Source organism: Granulicella pectinivorans (assembly GCF_900114625.1).
Lineage (GTDB): Bacteria > Acidobacteriota > Terriglobia > Terriglobales > Acidobacteriaceae > Edaphobacter > Edaphobacter pectinivorans.
Map to the genome: position 1 here is coordinate 1,331,974 of NZ_FOZL01000001.1, position 18,038 is coordinate 1,350,011.

Here is an 18,038-nt window from a genome sequence, read left to right on the forward strand (position 1 = left end):
TTCGCATGATTTCGGCTCCCAAAGCCAAAATCACCCGAAAGCATGACGACAAAACGGCTCCCGAACCCAGATGGTTGGCTCACGCATTCGATCTTCCTACGGAGTTCCCATGAAAAAGACCATCCTCACCTTCGGCCTCATCTCCGGCGTCATCTCCTCAGCCATGATGGTCGGCACCCTGCCGTTCCTCGAGAAGATCGGCAACGCCGGCTACGTCATCGGCTACACCTCCATTGTTTTGTCGTTCCTTCTGGTCTACTTCGGCATCCGCTCCTACCGCGAGACCAACGGTGAGGGCTACATTACCTTCGCCCGGGGCTTCGGCGTCGGTATCTCCATCACCCTGATCTCCTGCATCTTCTACGTTGTCACCTGGGAGATCATCTACTTCAAGTTCATGCCGCACATGATGGACCAGTACGGAGCCGGGGCCATCGAGAAGCTGCGCGCCTCCGGAGCGAGCGCCGCCGCCATCCAGAAACAGGTCGAAGCGGCACAGCACTTCAGGGAAATGTACAAAAACCCCTTTTACAACGCCGCCATGACCTTTATTGAGCCGTTTCCCGTCGGTCTGGTGATCACCCTGCTCTCCGCCGCCATCCTGCGGAGAACGGCGAAAACGCCGGCAACTCTACCCGCCACATCCTGAAAAGGAAGCCAACGAACCGGGTGCCCCACATCTCGATTCTGAGATGTGGGGTTTTGGTGCAGGCACGGATAGCCATTCTCCACCCACGGCTCTGCTACAGGTGCGTTGCCGTTGTGTTTGCAATTGCCCTTTGTTTGTCATTCCCGAAGGGAATCTGCTTTTGCCGTTGCTTTTGTTTCTGAGAATAAGTCGGGGCTTCCGTTCTTGTCTTTGCTTGCATTTGCAACGTAAGAGAGTCCACATCGCCAACCATATTGGTGCTACGATTCTCCGAATGTTGCTGGCAGAGATCCACGGAAAGCGGCTACCGGAAGTCGAGACTCAGGAAGACTGGCTGACTTCAGCTGTCTTCGGGCATCTCCGTCATATCCCGCCTTCGCTCTTTTGGCAGGAGCTATTTGAGCGGGCAAAGAATGTCGGTCCACAGCAATCGTCACTTGCGTCTCAACTCTTCCATGAAGGCATTGCCCTCAGCAGCTTCATGAACCTTGAAATGAAATTTTGGCCAAATTCCCAACGCTACGGAGAACCCGATCTCATTCTCAGGTTCACGGGGCCCTCGATTTGTCCCCTCATCGTCCTGTTTGAAATGAAGCTAAACTCCACGAAAAGCGGGGTCGGGAAGAACGATCAGTTGGTTAAATACCTGCAGCTCCTCGACGACAAAGCTGCGCTTCACGAATGGACTTGTGCCAAAGATCACCGTTTTGTTGTGTATTTGACGCGCATATTCGCACATCAAGAAATTGAAGATAGCGTTCGTATGTCTGGCGATTCAAGTTCAGCCGAGAGATTTTTTGGTTTAGAGTGGCGAGACATTTTGGAGACGGCAGATAGCGAGGCGAACGGCAATGAGCTTTTGAAGGAGCTCGCAAGCTTTCTCAAGGGGAGAGGTTTTGAGTCTTTCAAAGGCCTAAGAACTCCATCGCTTCCTGTGAACTGGGCGGGTTTGAGTTTTTACACATCGGATTACTTCGTGCCACTTGAGGCGTTTGGCTGGCCTGCGGGCGAACCTGTCGGGAGGTTTTATGGAGAATGAAAATGGTAAGCAGATGGGTAAGGCAATCCGTGCTGTGCTCGATATGCATGCGGACTGTATCAAACTTCTTCGTGATTTGGATAAAGCCCTTCCTGAGTACGAATCGCTCTTGGGGAACGTTGTGGCCCTCAATATGGGAAGCAGTATTTCGCGGCGGGCGTATCTGGCAGAGGGCCTAATCAGGCTGTATGTCCGAAAAGGCGATTCCAGCCGAGTTCTCGGCGTCAATCTATGTTTTTATGACGAAAACGATCCGACATTCATCGAGCCGATTATGGCGGTTGCGAATACGCAATATCTGGTAGGCCCTGCCGACACGCAGGAGAAGCTCAAGAGAGGGTGGGATCCTTGGTATGCTTTTCTGGCTTGGGCACCAGAGCGGCTCTATGGTGAGGCAATCACAATCGATAAGCCGGCGAAGCGTAGCAGCATCGAGAAGACTATTGTGGCTGCTACACCGCTTTACGCCATCAAGAGTTTAGCCGCCGCAACCCGATTGATTGATTTGGTCGGTCGCCCATAGGATTTCGAATTCCGCGAGCAAGAAAGGCTTTCGTTGGCCCTTCGCTGACCTTCGGCACTCCCTCATTGACTCCCGTCCGAATCAGGCATAAGCTTTGAAGTGAGCAACTGCGTGTGGGATCCAAGTGCAGCCGCTCCTCTGCAAGCATGTGTTCTCCTCCCTGCCTGCTCCGTTTCTCGGTCAATACAAGTCGGCGGTAGGGCTCTCTTCTGAGGCCACCGGAGACTCGACGACGAGAGACGACTGGCGAGAGAAGAAGTGGCGCTTGATCCTTGGGTCCTGGAGTACGCACTATCATGGTAGACGACCATAATCCCGATTACACCGAGAGCAAACCCCTGAACACCGAACTGGAAACCATCACGCCTGAGTCGACAGCGGAGAACGCCGAACTGTCCAACGAATCCACCCCAACCACCCACGCCGTCGTGGACGCACCCGTCGCTGTCGCCGCACCCGCGGAAACACCGGTCGAAGTGCAGGCCTCAGCCGATGCCTCTGCTGAAGATGACGAGCCCGATTACGACGCAGCCGACTTCGCCGCGGCGCTTGCGAACTTCGACCGCGAACAGGCGGCCGAGAGCGCAGCAGCCCAGTCGATGACCGCAGAAGAAGTCGTCGTCACCGGCACCGTCGTCAAGATCACCGACAAGCACGTCGTGGTCGACATCGGCCTCAAGAGCGAGGGCCTCATTCCTCTCGAGCAGGTACTCGATGCCGAGCAGAAGCCCAAGTTCGCCGTCGGCGATTCCGTGGAAGTGGTTGTAGAGCGCGAAGAGGCCGAGGGCGGTTACCTCGTCAGCTACGAAAAGGCTCTGCGGCACAAGGTCTGGGACAAGCTGGAGCAGGCCGCGAACGACAAGGTGCCCGTCAAGGGCATGGTCCTCTCGCGCGTCAAGGGCGGTCTCACCGTCGACATCGGCATCAAGGCATTCCTGCCCGGTTCGCAGGTTGAGGTGCGTCCCGTACGTAACCTCGACGGCTACATCGGCACCGAGATCGAAGTCCGCGTCATCAAGCTCAACAAAAAGCGCGGCAACGTCGTCATCTCCCGCAAGGAGCTGCTCGAGGAAGACCAGAACGCCAAGAAGGCCGTCACCCTTTCGACACTCGAAGAGGGTTCGGTCCTGACCGGAACGGTCAAGAACCTCACCGACTACGGCGCATTCGTCGATATGGGCGGCCTCGATGGCCTGCTCCACATCACCGACATGAGCTGGGGCCGTCTCACCCACCCCCGCGACCTCGTCAACGTAGGCGACGAGATCCAGGTCAAGGTGCTCAAGTTCGACAAGGATAAGCAGCGCGTTTCGCTCGGCTTCAAGCAGCTCACGCCTGACCCATGGCTCGACGCCACCGAGCGTTACCCGATCGGTGCGCAGGTTCGCGGTCGCGTTCTGTCGGTTACCGACTACGGCGCGTTCGTGGAGCTCGAGCAGGGAATCGAAGGTCTCGTTCACGTCTCCGAGATGACCTGGTCTAAGCGGATGAAGCATCCGTCGAAGATGGTCAAGCCCGGCGATGAGGTCGACACCATCATCCTCTCGGTCAACCCGAACGACCGCCGCATCTCCCTCGGCATGAAGCAGCTCCAGGAAAACCCCTGGGAGCAGCTCGAAGAGAAGTACCCCACGGGTGCCATCATCGAGGGCCGCGTACGCAACCTCACCGACTTCGGCGCCTTCATCGAGATCGAAGACGGCATCGACGGCCTGGTTCACGTCTCCAACCTCTCCTGGACCAAGCGCATCAAGCACCCCTCGGAAGTTCTCAAGAAGGGTGAGAAGGTCCGCGCGATCGTCCTCGGAGTCGAGCCTGAAAACCGCCGCCTGTCGCTTGGCGTCAAACAGCTTCAGCCCGATGTCTGGGATACGTTCTTCGCCCAGCACCGCATCGGCGACGTCATCAAGGGTAAGGTTCTGCGCACCGCGCAGTTCGGCGCCTTCATTGAGATCGCCGAAGGAGTCGAGGGCCTTTGCCACGTCTCCGAGGCTGTCGATGCGACCGGCCAGCCCGTCAAGATGGATGTGGACTCGGAGCACGAGTTCAAGATCGTCAAGATGAACCAGGAAGAGAAGAAGGTCGGTCTGTCCATTCGCGCTGTCGGCGAAGAAGCCAGCCGCGCCGAGGTCGAGAGCTACAAGGAGCGCGAGCACACCGGCGGCAGCAGCAAGTCGTCCAGCTCTTCCTCCTCCAGCTCCTCCAGCAGCACCACGCTGGGCGACCTGATCAACTGGAAGCGCTCCGAGAATCAGTAAAGCAAGCGCCTCACAACCAGCAGGAAGGGCCACCCTATACCGGGTGGCCCTTCTTCTTGCCCGCTGCCCAGGATATCCAGACAAGCGCCCACGCGCTACCAGCAAAAAGAGAAGGGCCGCTTCTGGAAGCGGCCCTTCAGGTTTCGTTGGTAAGCTGTTATGCCATCTCGGGATATTCGACCATCTTGCGCGAAGCCCGCTTCATGACCTCGATCTCGGCATCGGCGAACATCTCTGGCGGCACCCCGGCGATCGCCACATAGCCCGGCTCGTCGCCAAGTGCTTGAGAAATCTGATTCCACCGCAGGAAAGGCGACGTCGTAGGCAGGATAATCATGCGACGTTTCGGTTCCGGGATCGCAAAGTAGACGCCCCAAACACAGAAGGCAGCACAAATCGCAATTCCATTGCCAATATTGACGACCGAATACAGTTGTCGTCCGCTCGCGATCCAGGCGGACACCACGAGGTTCGTCGTGGCCAGCATGCCAAGACCCAGGCTCGCTCCAAAGATACGGCTCCGATACGAAAGCCCCATCGGACGGATCGCAAAGCAAACAAAGAGGAGAAGGCACAGGGTCAGGATGCTTGAGGTCTGCTGAAGCTGCGCTACAAACCGCACAATGAACCGGGAAGCCGTGATGTGGGGACCGAAGGCCAGACCGAGCGTAACAGCGAGAGAGACGGCTGCTGCCCATCGGAAGACAAGCATGCCCAAACGCTGCAAACCCTGGAGTGGGGCCATCGCGAGACGGTATATTCCATGCACAGCCATCAACAGAAGAACGGCTTCGAGCGCATAGCTGATCCAGTACACGTAAAAATACACTGGATAGAAGGTCTTGTAAGCAGCATGATCCGTCTGCAAACGCATCATGATGGCAGCCATGACGAGATCGGAGACGAGCCGGGTAGTAAGGAAAAGAGAGAGGCTGAGGTAGCTCCGAAATTGATTGCGTAACAGAAGGACAAGCAACGCTAAAGCGCAAGCTAAGCACTCGCCCAACGAGATCATGTCGATCACGAGTTGACTTTTCATGGCACCGCCCCCGAGACTCGTATAAGTCTATCGGGGGCCGGTGTGAAGAGCAACGATAAAGATACTTCTTTTCCCGTACTTACCGCTAAAGTTGTAGGCCGCGACGATTTGTTTAGTTGGTTCCGCAGCCGGTCGGGTCATCGGGCGGGCACATGGGAACCGGGAAAGCGGAGTTCTTGGAGAGGGTAACCTTCTGGGAGTTGGTCTGGGCGACCGAGACGTGAGAAGCGGCGGCGAAACCGGTGATGGCGAGGGCGACGACGAAAGCGCGGACGATGTTCTTCATGATGTTGCTCCTTGAGAGGTTCTAAAATTTTTCGCTAGACTCCGGCGATGAAGTAACCATAAGATGTATCTTGAGCTAAGTCCAATAAAAACAACAACATATCGTTGTAATATACGTTTTGAATTACTAAGGTCACTACCTGTAAATCTGTTATGTGGTTGATTCTTATAAGAAGTAATGCCCTGGACTGGTCTTTTCGGGCAGATTTCGTAGGATTGCGTGTCGCGCAAGGAAGCACGTAGCAAACCCGTACCAGGGAGAAACTGCGGCGGAGACGAAGGTGCTCCGTGAGCTTTCTCTATGCGTGATGGACGTATGCTAAAGCTCTAAAAAAGTCTGTTTTGCGTGCGGGTGCCGTTAGCGCTGAGTCCCCGATGTTGCGCGGCCCAATAGAAAACCCCCTACGCAGTTGACTTCTCTGCGCAGGGGGTTTTCAGGCTTTCTGGTGAGGATTAGCTGGCTGGTTCGGCGGCAGGTGCCGGAGCCACTGCTACCGGTGCCGGAGCGGGCTTCTTCGGGGCAATAGCCGCTGCCGCAGCCTGCTGCTCGGCCTTCTTCGACGGAGCAATGATGGCGTGGAGCGTCGTGCCTTCCATGCGGGGCATGAACTCGACGATGCCGGCTTCGCCGATATCGAGGATCAGACGGTTGATGATCTTGTAACCGAGGTCACGATGCGCCATCTGGCGGCCTTTGAAGCGAAGCGAGGCCTTGACCTTGTCGCCTTCGCCCAGGAAGCGGACGGCCTGGTTCTTTTTGGTCTGGTAGTCATGCTCATCCACCGTGACGGAGAACTTGACTTCCTTGATGACGATGACCTTCTGCTTCTTGCGCGCGGCGCGATCGGACTTGTCCTTCTCGTAAAGGAACTTGCCATAGTCCTGAATTTTGCAGACGGGGGGAACGGCATTGGGCGAGATCTCGACGAGGTCGAGTTGGCGTTCACGGGCCATCTTCAGGGCTTCAAAGGGAGCCATGACGCCAAGCTGATCGCCGTTTTCGTCAATGACGCGGACTTCGCGTGCGCGAATGCGTTCGTTGGTGCGGATGAAAGACTTTGCGGAGCGTTTATCGATCGGGGGAATAGGTCGCCTCCACAGCCTGTTTACGGGCAGACCGTGCGTTGGTTGAATTTTTCAGGCCCGTACATTGAAACGCCGGGCTGCAACGTGAAGTATAGCACCGGCCTCTCTATGCGATGCGATTTCATCGGAGCGGATGCGGCAGAAACACGATGAAACGAGCCGTTCTGGCAAGGATGTTGCAGCAATCGCCCCGGAAGCAGAATATGATCATTGCCGAGAACAAATTTCCGAAGGAACAAGGCGAGGTTGGGCCTGGAGGTGTGCGGGTGAAGCAACGAAGGATTCTGCTGGTCGACGATGAGATTGCCGTTCTACTGACGTTGAAGGCTGTGCTGGAGATCAGCGGCTTTGACGTGGATACGGCCGCCTCGGCCAAGGAGGGCAAGTCGAAGATTCTGAAGCGCGAGTACGACATGATCATTACTGATATGCGGATGGAGAGCGACGCCTCCGGCATCGAAGTGATCAAGGCGGCCCGCACGGCAAAGTACCATCCCGCAGTTGCTCTTTTGACGGCTTTTCCGCTGTCGGATGAAGATTCGGACGCAGCCGGCGCGGACAAGATGTTGATCAAGCCGATGCAGACGAGGATCTTGCTCCAGAAGATTGAGAAGCTCCTTGTCACGCATCAGGCGAAGCTGTCCCAGGCACCGGCCTCGGTCGCTTCGGCGGTCCAGTCCGCTCCAGTTACCGCGAAGACGGCCAAGAAAGCTGTCAAGAAGGCGGTGGTTAAGACCGTCGTCAAGAAGGCCGCAGTGAAGAAAGTAACAGCGAAGAAAGTAGCCGCGAAGAAGGCTCCAGCCGAGAAGGCCAAGCGCTAACGATAGCCGTTGGCGCCACTGGAAAGCCCACGTCCGGAGACGGAACGTGTGCTTTCCAGTGCGTGACGTCAGGCCGCGTTCAGTCGTATGGAAGCGATTCCAGCATGGTCAGCATGGGCTCCGGACGGCCCAGTGCATATCCCTGGCCAAAGTCCACGCCCAACTTCTCCAGCATCTGGATCGTTGCCTCGTCTTCGACGAACTCGGCGACCGTCAAGATCTTGAGCTCGTGGGCAATCTGGTTGATCGACCGCACGATCGTCAGGTCCACCGGGTTCGAGAGCATGTTGCGCACGAAGCTCCCCTCAATCTTGATCAGGTCCACGCGAAAGGTCCGCAGGTAGCCGAACGAACTCAGGCCGGTCCCGAAGTCGTCCAGGGCAACCCGGCACCCGTAGGCGCGGAGCTGCTCCACGATGGTGCTGGCGATCGAGAGATTGTTGACAATCGCGGTCTCCGTGATCTCGAGAATCAGCCGCGAACCCGGAATCCCGGAGCGCTTCAGCAGGTCGAGGAAGAACGGCAGAAACTTCGGGTCGTTCAGGGATTGCGCGGAGAGGTTCAGGCTCACCGTCAGGCATGGATGCCGCAGAATGTCCGGGGCGAGATTGGTGAAGATCTCCTGCATCACCCAGCGGTCGACCTCGACCATCAGGTCGTAGCGCTCGGCAGCCGGGATGAAGTCGCCCGGAGGAATGTGTCCGCCGTCCCGGTCGATCATGCGTACCAGGATCTCGCAATACTCCTTCCCGCCCGGCTTGGTGGGAACGATCTTCTGCGCATAGAGCGTAAACCGGTTCTGCGCGAGCGCCTCGCCGATCTCGGCTGCCATATGCAGCTCGCGATGGTTTTCCTCGCCGCCCGCCTGGTCGGGCCGGTAGAGCATCACGCGGTTGCGTCCTGCCCGCTTGGCCGAGTAGCACGCAACGTCAGCCTGCTTCATCACATGCGAGGAAGATCCCGAACGTTGCGTAATGCCCGCTACCCCGATGCTGACCGTAACCTGATAAAGATGACCCTCCCACTGGAAGCGGATGGCGGCGACGGCCTCGGCGACCCGGGTCAGGATCGGCGCGGCCTCTTCCAGTCGGCAGTCCAGGAGCAGAATCGCGAATTCGTCGCCTCCGAGGCGGGCCACGAGGTCCGTCTCGCGTACCCCGCGCCGGATGGCCTCAGTCGCGGCCCGCAGGAACATGTCGCCGACGGAGTGACCGGCCGTATCGTTGATGATCTTGAAACGATCCAGATCCAGAAAGCAAAGCACGTGCTCCGTGCCACGTACCTCGGAGTCTTCAATCGCATCGTGCAGCTTGTTTTCGAGCTGCTTGCGGTTCGGCAGGCCGGTCAGAGCATCGTGCAGCGTCTGGTGCCGAAGCTCCGTCTGCACCTGCCGCACATGCGTCACGTCCTGAAACACCAGCACGGCCCCGGTCAATTCGCCATTGCGGTCCAGGATCGGCGCGGCGGAGTCCTGAATCACATGCTCCTGCCCGTTGCGTGAGAGCAGCCGTCCGCCATCGCGCAGCGGGTAAGGCGTGCGCGTGGCCAGGCAAGCCTCCGCAGCGTTCAGCTCGCTGATGCCGTCGCCCGCGGGGACCAGGTGAAAGACATGCCGGATGGGCAATCCTCGCGCCTCTTCCAGGCTCCACCCCGTTAAGGACGAGGCCACGGCGTTCAGGAAGAGGATCCGACCCTCGGTGTCGGTCGAGATGACCCCGTCGCCGATGGCCTCGAGCGTCACCTGGAGCCGGTCGCGCTCCTTTTGCAGCGCTATTTCAGAGCGGCTCAGCGCCTCGTTGCTTTCCATCCGATGCGTCAGGTCCCGCGTGACAACCGCGAATCCTTCAAGTTGAGCACTGACATAGATCGGCGAGAGCAGGACCATCGCCCAGAAGCGGCTCCCATCCTTGCGCAGGCTCCAGCCCTGAGCCTCATACCGGCCCGTGCTGGCCGCGGTCTGCAAAGGCAGCGGACCAGGATTGGCAGGGTCGAGCGGGATCGGCAGAAGCACCTCGAAGCTCTGTCCGAGGATGTCCGAGGGGGTGTAACCGCTGATCCGTTCAGCGCCCGTGTTCCACGTCAGCACGCGGCCTGTCGAATCGAGCATGAACAAACCGATATCCTGAATCGCCTCGACAAGCAGCGCGCACGAGCGAGCGTTCTGCTCTGCGACGGAGTCAGCCGCGTGGACGCGACCGCTCTGGGGCTTTCTCGGAATAGCCTGAATTTCAGGCTGGATGGCGGCAACTCGCTTCACTCTTGGTTTCCTGATCTTCCCAATACTTCCTCTAGATGGCAGGTTTGGCTCATGCGTTGTCGTGGCCGTCCGATATATGCTTGTGCTGGATGCGGCCGATGGTACGCCATACGCCGTCCGCGGGGTTTTCGTCGTTCGGTATGCTGTTTGGGGTTTGCGGCACTGAATGCTCTCGGATGGCCCCTTGCGGAATCCAATCTATAGTAACCCACAGTTGTGGGTACTTTGGGAACCATCTGTTGGCAGGTCAATAGGGTTTACCGAATGGAATCCTCCCCGCGCTTGGCCCCGAGCTGTTCATCTATTGGACGTCAGGGCAGGAAAGTCTGCGATTTTCCGCCTTGCGTGACCATCCGCTTGACAAGACGCCAAACCCGAGGAGAGTAGAGGTGTGACCTCCTTTTCCGATACACAGACATTCCCGCAGCGGGTCTTCCGATTCGTCGTCACCTGTGTGGCGCTTTTTCTCCTGTTTCAGTTCGTCAGCCTCTATCTCAGTTGGCCGAAGCAGATCGTGGTCGGCGGTATCAGCGTATTCCTGGTGCTTGTGCTGAACCGCAGTTCCACGTCCCGCGTCGTGACGGTCGCGCTCATGCTGATCTCCCTGGCCGCCACGCTGCGCTACGGCTGGTGGCGCGTCAACCTCATCGTGCAGTACTTCTCCGATGAGACCAACCACCGCATCACCATCGACGCGGTGCTGATGCTTGTGCTGCTCTCGGCCGAGGCCTACACCATCTTCATCATGATCCTCGGCTTCATGCAGACCGTCGCTCCGCTGGAGCGCAGGCCGATCCCGCTGCCGATCGACGAGACCAAGTGGCCCCATGTCGACGTGCTCATCCCCACCTACAACGAGCCTTTGTCGCTGGTGCGCTACACGGCCCTGGCGGCCATCAACATGGACTACCCGCCGCGCAAGCTGCATGTGGCGATCCTCGACGACGGCACCCGCGAAGACTTTCGGGAGTTCTGTGAAGAGGCCGGCATCGGCTACGTCACGCGCGCGAAGCACAATCACGCCAAAGCCGGCAACATCAACCACGCGCTCGAAACCATGGATTCGCCCCTGGTCACCATCTTCGACTGCGACCACGTCCCCACCCGCAGCTTCCTTCAGGTCACCGTCGGCTGGTTCCTCGCCGACGAGAACCTCGCCATGCTGCAGACGCCGCACTTCTTCTACTCGGCCGATCCCTTCGAGCGCAATCTTCAGCAGTACAAGACCATTCCCAACGAGGGCGAGCTCTTCTACGGCGTCATTCAGGATGGCAACGATCTCTGGGACGCGACCTTCTTCTGCGGCTCCTGCGCGGTCATCCGGCGCGCGGCGTTGGACGAAGTGGGCGGCATCGCCGTCGAAACGGTGACGGAAGACGCGCACACGTCGCTCAAGATGCAGAAGAAGGGCTGGGGCACAGCGTATATCAATTTGCCCCAGGCCGCCGGACTCGCCACGGAAACCCTGTCCGCGCACGTCGGCCAGCGCATCCGCTGGGCGCGCGGCATGATCCAGATCTTCCGCACCGACAACCCCCTGTTTGCCACCGGCATGAAGTTCACGCAGCGCCTCTGCTACTTCAACGCCATGCTGCACTTCCTGTATGCGGTGCCGCGCCTGGTGTTCCTGTGCGCGCCTCTCGTCTACATGCTTGGCGGACGTACCATCATCCCGGGCTACTGGGTGGCTATCCTCGCCTACGCCATGCCACACCTCGTCATCTCCAGCATCACCAACTCCCGTGTGCAGGGCAAACACAGGCACTCATTCTGGAACGAGATCTACGAGACCGTCCTCGCACCTTACATCCTCATGCCCACGCTGCTTGCGCTGATCAACCCCAAGCTCGGCAAGTTCAACGTCACCGACAAGGGAAGCACGCTGGCCGAGACGCGCTTCGACCACCACATCGCGGCCCCCACGACCTGGCTGCTTGGCCTGAACCTGATCGGCATCTGCGTCGTCCCCTACCGTCTGCTGGTCACCGATCCCCAACACCCCGGCACTGTGCTGAGCAACCTGGTCTGGATCCTCTTCAACATGGTTATCCTCGGCGTGGCCGCAGCCGTCGCCAACGAACAGCAGCAGAGGCGCACCGCAGTCCGCATCATGGCGAAGATCGTCATCCGCATGCGCCAGGACGGCATGGCCCCCGTCGACACCGTAACGACCGACATCTCCGTTGGTGGAGCATCGGTCATCGTGCCGGAGGGGGTGACCTTCGAGAAGGGCACGAGGTTCCGCGTCTCGTTCCCGGCGCAGACCCACGCCCGCGAGATCGGCGGACGTGTCGCCGGGCAGTACGGCCAAAAGCTGCGCCTGCGCTTTGAGACCCCCACCATCGTCGAACAGGAGACCCTCACCCGCGCGATCTACTCCCGCGCCGACTCCTGGATCACCTCACGCGGAAACATTGAAGCGGATCGTCCCCTGGTCAGCCTCGGCCGCGTCATCCGGCTCTCGTTCACCGGCTTCGGAGGCGTCCTGCGCGGCCTTTTGCCAAGGCGGAAAGCCGTGGTCGGCGTCCTGGCCGCGCTTGCCCTCCTCTCCGCCGCGTCGCAGGCACAAACCCCTGTGGACGCCTCATCCGCAACCGTTGCGGTGGAGATTCCCCGCGTCACCGAGGCCGAGGCCACCGACAGGATCACCCTCAAAGACATGGGCGTACAGAGCGCGCTGGAACTGCACGGCCCGCATTCATACGCGTCCTTGGGCTTTGTCCTCTCGAACTCCCGTGTTCCAAGACGTGCGCAGATCAATCTCGCCTACCACTTCAACTCGCTCGTCCTGCCGAAGACCGCCTCCATCCGCGTCCTCATGAACGGCACGCCCATCGGCGTCATCCAGGCTCCCGACCAGGCAATGGGCCGCGGCGACTTTGCCATCGCCTCCATGGGCGTTCCGTCGGACCTCCTCATCCGCAACAACGACCTCACCTTCGAGTTCACCGGAGGCACCGCGCTGCAGCTCGATCCGCAGACGAAAGCGACTGTGCTCGCCGCCATCGGCGCTTCGTCGACTCTCCTCGTCGTGGGCGATCGCATCCCCGTCCGCCGCGACCTGAGCCTGCTGCCTCTGCCGCTCTTCGATCCCGACCTCCAGACCACCACCACCATCCCGTTCTGTTTCCTGTCCGCGCCCACGCCGAAGATGCTTGAGGCGGCTGGCATCGTGGCCTCGTGGTTCGGCGTCCAGCAAAGCGCCAAGCCCATTCACTTCTCGGTCTCGATCGGCACCGTTCCCGCCGGCGATGTCATCGTCTTCTCCAACCACGGAGCGAGCCTCCCCCCCGCCATGCAGGTTCCGCAGGGCGGTGCCTCCATGAGCCTCAAGCCCAACCCCACAGACCCCACCGGAAGCGTCCTCGCCCTCGTCGGCGACGATGATGACCAGTTGCTGCATGTGGCCCAGAGTCTCGCGCTCATGACCGTCTCGCACGCTCAGGGCGGAGACAACGTCGCCGCCGCCGGCGATACCGTCCGCATCGGCGACTTCGCCATGCCTGCCCCGCGCAAACCCGATGACGCCCCGCGCTGGCTCATGACCGACCGCCTCAAGACGCTCTTCGCCGACCGTCAGGCCTCCATGACCTCGAACGGATCGCAGCCCCTGCCGGTCTACTTCCGCCTTCCTCCCGATCTCTTCTACGGCGAAAACCAGAACCTCAACCTCAAGCTCAGCTACCGCTATAACGCGCTCGCCGTCGCCCAGGGTTCCGCGCTCCGTCTCTACGTTAACGGCGTCCTCGTCACCGAGACGCCACTCGCTCCGGGCAAAGGCTCCACGGACAGGACCCGAGCCATCCTTCTGCCCGTCGAAACCCTTCGCCCCTTCGGCAACACCATGACGATGAACTTCGACTTCGTCCCCGCGAATCCGAACGAGACCGGCCAAAACCCGGCCCGGGCCCTGCGCGGCGATATCCTGCGCGACTCTGCACTCGACATCCGTGGTCTCACCCACTGGGCCGCCATGCCCAACCTCGAGCTCTTCGCCAACGCGGGCTTCCCCTTCACACGCCTCGCCGACCTCGCCGATACCACCGTCGTCATGCCGGCGAACCCGACCCCCAGGGAGATCGCCCTGCTCCTCTATCTCATGAGCCACTTCGGCACGCAGACCGGCTATCCCTCCCTACGCGTGCAGGTCGCCGGGCCAGATGCTGCCCTCGTCAACGGGCGCGACTATCTCATCCTCGGCAGCGTGGGCGATCAGCCCGCCTTCGGACAGTTGGAAGGCTCGCTGCCCGTCACCTTCGACGCCACTGGCGTGCATGTGAACCAGGCCCTCTTCGGACGACTCAACGGCTTTCTCCGTTCGCTGCAAGGCTTGCCCGTATGGCAGAAGCTGAATGGCGCGCAGAACGATCTGCCCTCCAACGACGAGGGCACGCCGGACCTGATGATCGAAGGAACGGAGTCGCCCGCCGGCCCCGGTCGTTCCATGGTCCTCATCGTTCTCCGCAACGACGAGGTCGTCGATCGCTTCGCCGAGGTCTTCCAGGACCGCTCCCAGTCCAGCGATATCTCGCAGAGCGTCAGTCTTCTACGCAAGACATCCTTTACCTCTTACGGAGTCCCGACCCCCGGCTATCACGTCGGGTACATCTCCTGGTACGCTCTCATGCGCATCTGGATGGCCGAGCACTTCTGGGTGCTTCTCTTCACCATGCTTCTTCTCTGCCTGCTCATGGGCCGCTGGATCCAGGAGTTCCTCGTCTACCTCGCCTCCGTCCGGTTGGAGGCAGCAGGGAAGCGGCTGGTCTAGCCTCTTCAGCACAACTTAAGCCTCGTGCGCGATACTGCCTAGATGCGAATCCTGCTGGTAGAGGACGAAGTGCGGCTGGCTGAGAACGTCGCGACCGCCCTGCGCGAAGGCCCAGGCTTCGCCGTGGATCATGCCGCCGACGGTCTCACCGGCGTCGATCTCGCGGGCAACGCCTGCTACGACGCCGTCATCCTCGACCTGATGCTGCCGGGGCTCGACGGCCTCGGCATCCTCCGCCGTATGCGTGCCCAGAGCGACGGCACGCCGGTGCTCATTCTCACCGCCCGCGCCGAGCCCTCCTCCGTCATCACCCTTCTGAATGCAGGCGCCGACGACTACCTCACCAAACCCTTCGACCTCGGTGAACTCATCGCCCGCGTCAAGGCACTCGTGCGCCGTGGCAAAGGCGTCGCCCATCCCGATCTCCGCGTCGGCGACCTCGTCATGAACACCCTCGAGCAGACCGTCTCCCGTGGCCAGAGGCAGATTGAGCTCTCCCCCACCGAGTACCGCGTGCTCGAGTACCTCATGCATCGCCCCCGCGTCATCGTCTCGAAGAAAGAACTCCTCGAGCATCTCTACGATTACAACTGGGAGCACCATTCCAACGTCATCGAGGCGCATCTCTCGAACCTGCGGAAGAAGCTCGACGGAGCCGCCAGGGTACCCAGCATCGAAACCCTCCGTGGCCGTGGCTACCGGCTGATCCTCGAACAGGAGACGCCCCGGTGAAGCCCTACTCCATCGTCCGGCGCCTCATCGTCGTCATGCTGGCCGTGGAACTCCTCGCCGCGGTGCTGGTCTCCGCCCTCGCCCTCGCCCACGAGCGCCACGAGCGCTTCCAGACCTTCGACGTCATGCTCCGCGGTCGTGCCGACTCACTCCTGGGCTCCGTCCAGCAGGCCGGGGACGAGGCCGACACCGTCATGCTCGACGGCACCGAGAAGAGGCTGCCCGCCGACGACCTCTACCTTGTCCTCGCGCAGGACGGCACCTCGCTGGGCCGCTCCACCAACTGGACGCAGGAACAGGCCTCCGGCGCCCTCGCCCATCCGTCCGGCCAGCGCGAGGCCTTCCGCCGCAGTGGTGGCTTCTACTTTCCCCGGGAGGTCAACGGCATCCGCTACTTCATGGTGCGGGTCGAGGGCGTGCGCATGGTCGACCCCGGCGAAAAGGGCGGAGGCATCGCCCGCCGCGTCACCATCCTCTACGGATCGCCCGTAAACCATGTCTGGCACGAGATCCGCGAGGCCGTCCGGTTCTACGCGCTCATGAGCATCGCCGTCATGGTGCTTACGGCCCTACTAATGGCCTGGCTGCTCAAGCGTGGCCTCGCACCCCTTCGCGAGCTCGCCGACGACGCCTCGACCGTCTCCGTGCAGTCCTGGGAGTTTGCCCCGTCGGACCGCGTCATGGCCACCAGGGAGCTCAAGCCGCTGGCGGTCGCCCTGGCCGATGTGCTCGATGGCCTCAGGGAATCCTTCCTGCAACGCGACCGCTTCGTCTCCGACGCTGCCCACGAGCTCAAGACCGGCGTGGCCGTAGTCAAATCCTCGCTTCAGCTCCTCACCATGCGCGAACGCACCGCCGCCGAGTACGCCAGTGGCCTGGAGCGCACGCAGGTGGACTGCGAGCGCATGGAAGCCATCGTCGGCAAGATGCTCCTCCTCGCCCGCGCGGAACACCACGAGGAATCCCCCGGATCGCCAACCGGCGTCTCTGCCCCGTCCGTGCTGCGTGCCGTCGTTGATGAGCTCGCCCCCATGGCGGAGGATCGCGGCGTGCGCGTCGAACTCGATGCCGTCCCAGACGTGATCGTCGCCTCGGACGCGGAAGCGCTTCGCCTCATCGCCGCGAACCTCGTCCAGAACGCGATCCAGCACAGCGCCCCCGGCGCTACCGTCAGCATCGTCGTTCGCGCCATCGGCGGCACGGCGGAGATCCGCGTCGAAGATCATGGCGCCGGCATCGCCCCGGAAGATCTGCCGCACGTCTTTGAGCGCTTCTACCGTGGCGACCGATCCCGCAGTCGCAGCACCGGCGGCACCGGCCTTGGTCTCGCGATCTGCAAGGCGCTCGTCGCGCGTCTCGCCGGCACGATCGCCCTCGAGAGCACCCTCGGCACGGGCACCACCGTTATCGTCAAACTTCCCACCTTCAGAGTCTCTTAATCTCCGTTTGCAATAGTGGGCATGGGGCGCAGCACGCCCTGACCCCAAAGATCGACCCAAGATTGACTCAAGATCGAGCCAAATGGAGAAGACCATGACTCACACCCGGATATCGCGCGGACGCACGTTCACTGGAGCCGCCGCGCTCGCCCTCTGCTCTCTCCTTCCCGCCGCCCACGCGCAGAAGAGCTACGCCGTAGAGACCAAGTGGACCATCGGCGGCGAGGGCGGATGGGACTACCTCACCATGGATGCTCCCGCGCACCGCCTTTACGTCACCCACGGCCCGAAGGTCGAGGTTCTCGACACCACCACCGGGAAGGTCGTCGGCCAGCTTACCGGCTACAAGAGCACCCACGGCGTCGCCCTCGACCCCGACGGCAGGTTCGGCTACGTCAGCGACGGCGCGGGCAATGCGGTCTACGTCTTCGATCGTGCCACCCTCGCCAACGTGGCGACCATCCCGGCAGGCACCAACCCCGACGGCATCCTCTTCGAGCCGAAGACGAAGACAGTGTGGGCCTTCAACGGCCGCAGCAAGAATGTAACGGTCATCGATACAAAAACCCGCACCGTCGTCGCGACCATCGCCCTGCCCGGCAAACCCGAGTTCCCCCAGGCCGACGGCACCGGCATGATCTACGACAACATCGAAGACAAGAACGAGATCGTCCGCCTCGACGCGAACACCCTCAAACTCACAGGAGAATGGCCCCTCACGGGCTGCGAGTCGCCCTCCGGCATGGCGATCGATATCACCGGCCACAAGCTTTACTCGGTCTGCGATGGCAAGAAAATGGCCGTGACGGACTACGCCGCCGGCAAGCTCCTCGGCCTCGCCGAGGTCGGCGACGGCCCCGACGCTGCGGGCTTCGACGCGAAGACCGGCCTCGCCTTCTCGTCGAACGGCGAAGGCACCCTCACCGTCGTGAATACGAAGGCGAAGAACTTCCCCGCGGTCGAAACGGTCAAGACCGTGCTCGGCGCGCGCACCATGGCCTTCGACGAAAGCACCGGCCGCATCTACCTCGCCGCCGCCATCATGGGACCCAAGCCCGCACCCTCCGCGGCGAATCCGCGTGGCCGCGCCGCAGCCCTCCCCGGCTCCTTCATGGTCGTCGTGGTCGGAAAGCAGTGAAGAC

13 protein-coding genes are annotated in these 18,038 nt (G+C 60.9%); 9 read left to right on the forward strand and 4 right to left on the reverse strand.

Annotated elements, in window-relative coordinates; translation table 11 throughout:
• The first annotated feature begins 109 nt into the window (after positions 1-109).
• The 4 genes from BM400_RS05345 to BM400_RS05360 all read left to right on the forward strand — a co-directional run bounded on the left by BM400_RS05345 (position 110) and on the right by BM400_RS05360 (position 4,469).
• Positions 110-649, forward strand: coding sequence for a DUF4199 domain-containing protein (locus tag BM400_RS05345; RefSeq protein WP_089841512.1), 540 nt, complete (start codon positions 110-112; stop codon positions 647-649).
• Between the two features lie 274 nt (positions 650-923).
• Entirely contained in the window at positions 924-1,688 is a 765-nt protein-coding gene (locus tag BM400_RS05350) for a hypothetical protein (RefSeq protein ID WP_141223814.1), read from the forward strand.
• Positions 1,678-2,211 (forward strand): hypothetical protein, encoded by a 534-nt coding sequence (locus BM400_RS05355; protein ID WP_089837324.1) that lies wholly within the window; start codon positions 1,678-1,680, stop codon positions 2,209-2,211. Before BM400_RS05350 ends, BM400_RS05355 begins: the two co-directional genes overlap by 11 nt.
• A 296-nt stretch (positions 2,212-2,507) precedes the next feature.
• Complete coding sequence (locus tag BM400_RS05360) at positions 2,508-4,469, forward strand: 30S ribosomal protein S1 (protein WP_089837326.1); 1,962 nt, start codon at positions 2,508-2,510, stop codon at positions 4,467-4,469.
• Between the two features lie 157 nt (positions 4,470-4,626).
• On the opposite strand, the gene BM400_RS05365 is transcribed toward BM400_RS05360, so the two are convergent.
• The 3 genes from BM400_RS05365 to infC form a co-directional block, all read right to left on the reverse strand.
• The gene (locus BM400_RS05365; protein ID WP_089837328.1) at positions 4,627-5,508 is read right to left on the reverse strand and encodes a hypothetical protein; all 882 of its coding nucleotides are present in this window, start codon (positions 5,506-5,508) and stop codon (positions 4,627-4,629) included.
• Positions 5,509-5,620: 112 nt separating this feature from the next.
• The gene (locus BM400_RS21920) at positions 5,621-5,794 is read right to left on the reverse strand and encodes a hypothetical protein (protein WP_175528880.1); all 174 of its coding nucleotides are present in this window, start codon (positions 5,792-5,794) and stop codon (positions 5,621-5,623) included.
• 452 nt (positions 5,795-6,246) lie between these two features.
• The gene (gene infC, locus BM400_RS05370) at positions 6,247-6,927 is read right to left on the reverse strand and encodes a translation initiation factor IF-3 (RefSeq protein WP_425432398.1); all 681 of its coding nucleotides are present in this window, start codon (positions 6,925-6,927) and stop codon (positions 6,247-6,249) included.
• 155 nt (positions 6,928-7,082) lie between these two features.
• Here infC and BM400_RS05375 point away from each other — a divergent pair, with 155 nt between their 5' ends.
• Entirely contained in the window at positions 7,083-7,700 is a 618-nt protein-coding gene (locus BM400_RS05375; protein WP_089841514.1) for a response regulator, read from the forward strand.
• Between the two features lie 79 nt (positions 7,701-7,779).
• Here BM400_RS05375 and BM400_RS05380 read toward each other — a convergent pair whose 3' ends face one another.
• Positions 7,780-9,957, reverse strand: coding sequence for an EAL domain-containing protein (locus BM400_RS05380; RefSeq protein WP_089837333.1), 2,178 nt, complete (start codon positions 9,955-9,957; stop codon positions 7,780-7,782).
• A gap of 391 nt (positions 9,958-10,348) precedes the next feature.
• Here BM400_RS05380 and bcsA point away from each other — a divergent pair, with 391 nt between their 5' ends.
• From bcsA to BM400_RS05400, 4 genes are all read left to right on the forward strand, one after another.
• Entirely contained in the window at positions 10,349-14,725 is a 4,377-nt protein-coding gene (bcsA, locus tag BM400_RS05385) for a UDP-forming cellulose synthase catalytic subunit (protein WP_089837335.1), read from the forward strand.
• A 42-nt stretch (positions 14,726-14,767) separates the two neighbouring features.
• A complete protein-coding gene (locus BM400_RS05390; RefSeq protein WP_089837337.1) occupies positions 14,768-15,457 on the forward strand; it encodes a response regulator transcription factor in 690 nt (229 codons plus the stop codon).
• On the forward strand, positions 15,454-16,896 hold the full coding sequence (locus tag BM400_RS05395; RefSeq protein WP_089837339.1) for a sensor histidine kinase: 1,443 nt from the start codon (positions 15,454-15,456) through the stop codon (positions 16,894-16,896). Before BM400_RS05390 ends, BM400_RS05395 begins: the two co-directional genes overlap by 4 nt.
• A 94-nt stretch (positions 16,897-16,990) precedes the next feature.
• A complete protein-coding gene (locus tag BM400_RS05400; protein WP_089841516.1) occupies positions 16,991-18,034 on the forward strand; it encodes a YncE family protein in 1,044 nt (347 codons plus the stop codon).
• Positions 18,035-18,038: the final 4 nt, after the last annotated feature.